At 50.1% G+C, this 3,130-nt stretch carries 3 protein-coding genes; 2 read left to right on the plus strand and 1 reads right to left on the minus strand.

From position 1 onward, the window contains the following. Nucleotides 1-69 precede the first annotated feature (69 nt). Entirely contained in the window at nt 70-1,137 is a 1,068-nt protein-coding gene (gene degS, locus FDW87_RS08875; RefSeq protein ID WP_003025154.1) for an outer membrane-stress sensor serine endopeptidase DegS, read from the plus strand. 120 nt (nt 1,138-1,257) lie between these two features. Here degS and mdh read toward each other — a convergent pair whose 3' ends face one another. Beyond that, a complete protein-coding gene (mdh, locus tag FDW87_RS08880; protein ID WP_008785953.1) occupies nt 1,258-2,193 on the minus strand; it encodes a malate dehydrogenase in 936 nt (311 codons plus the stop codon). 436 nt (nt 2,194-2,629) lie between these two features. Here mdh and argR point away from each other — a divergent pair, with 436 nt between their 5' ends. After that, the gene (gene argR, locus FDW87_RS08890; protein ID WP_003025162.1) at nt 2,630-3,100 is read left to right on the plus strand and encodes a transcriptional regulator ArgR; all 471 of its coding nucleotides are present in this window, start codon (nt 2,630-2,632) and stop codon (nt 3,098-3,100) included. Nucleotides 3,101-3,130 lie beyond the last annotated feature (30 nt).

The raw sequence follows: 3,130 nt of genomic DNA on the forward strand, positions 1-3,130 counted from the left end.
CCCCCCGTGTGATGTCCGGTAAACTCGTGATATGCTGCTGCCGTTCCCTTTATTAATGACGCCGCCATCATGTTTGTGAAGCTTTTACGTTCGGTCGCGATTGGTTTAATCGTCGGCGCTATTCTGCTGGCCGCGATGCCCTCTCTGCGAAAAATAAATACGCTTACCGCGCCACAGTTCGACAGTGCAGATGAAACGCCCGCCAGCTATAACCCGGCGGTTCGCCGTGCAGCGCCTGCCGTCGTTAACGTTTATAACCGTAGTATGAACAGCACAGCGCATAACCAGCTTGAGATCCGCACACTCGGCTCAGGTGTTATCATGGATCAGCGCGGCTATATCATTACCAATAAGCACGTCATTAATGATGCCGACCAAATCATCGTCGCGTTGCAGGATGGGCGTGTATTCGAAGCGCTGCTAGTGGGTTCTGATACGTTAACCGATCTTGCGGTGCTGAAAATCAACGCGACTGGCGGACTGCCGACAATTCCAATTAATAACAAACGCGTGCCGCACATCGGCGATGTCGTCCTCGCCATTGGTAACCCGTACAACCTTGGGCAAACCATCACTCAGGGGATTATCAGCGCCACCGGTCGTATTGGCCTGAACCCGACTGGACGGCAAAACTTCCTGCAAACGGATGCCTCCATCAACCACGGCAACTCCGGCGGCGCGTTGGTCAACTCGCTGGGCGAGTTAATGGGTATTAACACGCTGTCATTTGATAAGAGCAACGATGGTGAAACCCCGGAAGGGATCGGCTTTGCTATTCCGTTTCAGTTGGCAACCAAAATCATGGATAAGCTGATTCGTGACGGGCGCGTGATTCGTGGCTACATCGGCATCAGCGGTCGCGAAATTGCGCCACTGCACGCCCAGGGCGGCGGGATGGATCAAATTCAGGGGATTGTAGTTAACGAAGTAGCCCCAGATGGTCCGGCTGCGCAGGCAGGAATTCAGGTTAACGATCTGATTATTTCGGTCAATAACAAACCGGCGGTATCTGCGCTGGAGACCATGGACCAGGTGGCAGAGATTCGCCCAGGTTCTGTTATCTCTGTTGTCGTGATGCGTGATGACAAGCAGTTGACGCTGCAGGTAACGATTCAGGAATACCCGGCTACAAACTAAATCACAAACGAAATGATGTAAAAAAACCGGAGATAGCTCCGGTTTTTTTATGCGTCAAATTCGCGATATTTGTAGGACGGATAAAGCGTTAAACACCGCCATCCGGCCTACATAAAGGCGTTATTTAACGAACTCTTCACCCAGGGTGATATCTTTCTTCAGCGTATCCAGCATACCTTCCAGCGAGCTCTGCTCAAATGCGCTCAGCTTGCCGATAGACTGGCGTTCTTCTACGCCGTTTTTACCCAACAGCAGCGGCTGAGAGAAGAAGCGAGCATACTGGCCGTCGCCTTCAACGTAAGCACATTCAACCACGCCTTTTTCGCCGCTCAGCGCGCGAACCAGTGACAGGCCGAAACGTGCTGCGGCCTGACCCATAGACAGAGTTGCAGATCCGCCACCGGCTTTAGCTTCCACAACTTCTGTACCCGCATTCTGGATACGTTTGGTCAGGTCAGCCGCTTCTTGCTCAGTGAAGCTCACGCCAGGGATTTGTGACAGCAGCGGGAGAATGGTCACGCCAGAGTGGCCGCCAATAACCGGGACTTCAACGTCACCAGGCTGCTTGCCTTTCAGTTCCGCAACAAAGGTGTTGGAGCGGATGATGTCCAGCGTGGTCACGCCAAACAGTTTGTTCTTATCGTATACGCCTGCTTTTTTCAGCACTTCTGCAGCGATAGCAACGGTCGTGTTCACCGGGTTGGTGATAATACCGATACATGCTTTCGGGCAGGTTTTAGCAACCTGCTGCACCAGGTTCTTCACGATACCGGCGTTAACGTTGAACAGGTCGGAACGATCCATACCCGGTTTACGTGCAACACCCGCAGAGATCAGTACCACATCAGCACCTTCCAGTGCAGGGGTAGCGTCTTCGCCGCTGAAGCCTTTGATTTTCACAGCAGTAGGGATATGGCTCAAATCAACGGCCACGCCAGGCGTTACTGGAGCGATGTCGTACAGGGAGAGTTCTGAACCTGAAGGCAGTTGGGTTTTTAACAGTAATGCTAGCGCCTGACCGATACCACCAGCAGCGCCGAGGACTGCAACTTTCATCCTAAACTCCTTATTATATTGATAAGCAAAGTGTCTATTGCTCCGCGGCGGCGACCTTAATTCACAAATCCAACGAATACAACAACCACGCGTCAAGAATGCGTAGTCACGCAAATTTGGCTTTTATGCATTTAACTTACGTAAAATAAAACCTAAGTTACGTAATTCAAAACCACCCGCACAGTAGAGCAACTTTCCAACAGGTGCTGACAATATACCCTACCCACCTCTCAAAACAACATCAATTTGATAACATTTAATTTACTTTTAACCTTATTTGCGAGCCGTGACACAGGCATGTTTCTTGATAACGAAATTTGATAAAATTCCGCTCTTTCATAACATTATTTCAGCCTTGAACAAGGCAGACTGTTTGCATAAAAATTCATCTGTATGCACAATAATGTTGTTTCTACCGCCATATTACGGGTGACTTATGCGAAGCTCGGCAAAACAAGAAGAATTAGTAAAGGCGTTTAAAGCGCTGCTTAAAGAAGAGAAGTTCAGCTCTCAGGGCGAAATCGTCCTCGCGTTGCAGGATCAGGGCTTTGATAATATCAATCAGTCCAAGGTTTCTCGCATGCTGACCAAGTTCGGCGCCGTGCGTACCCGCAATGCGAAAATGGAAATGGTGTACTGCCTGCCGGCAGAGTTAGGGGTACCTACAACATCCAGTCCACTGAAAAATCTGGTATTGGATATCGATTACAACGATGCAGTTGTGGTTATTCATACCAGCCCTGGCGCTGCTCAGTTGATTGCACGTCTGCTGGACTCATTAGGTAAAGCGGAAGGTATTCTGGGTACAATTGCCGGTGACGATACCATCTTCACCACCCCAGCTAAGGGTTTTACGGTAAAAGATTTGTACGAAGCCATTCTGGAACTGTTTGAACAAGAGCTGTAATACTTCCTCCCCGTCGCCTCGCGGCGGGGA

Source organism: Citrobacter sp. wls826 (assembly GCF_005281245.1).
GTDB classification, from domain to species: Bacteria; Pseudomonadota; Gammaproteobacteria; order Enterobacterales; family Enterobacteriaceae; genus Citrobacter; species Citrobacter braakii.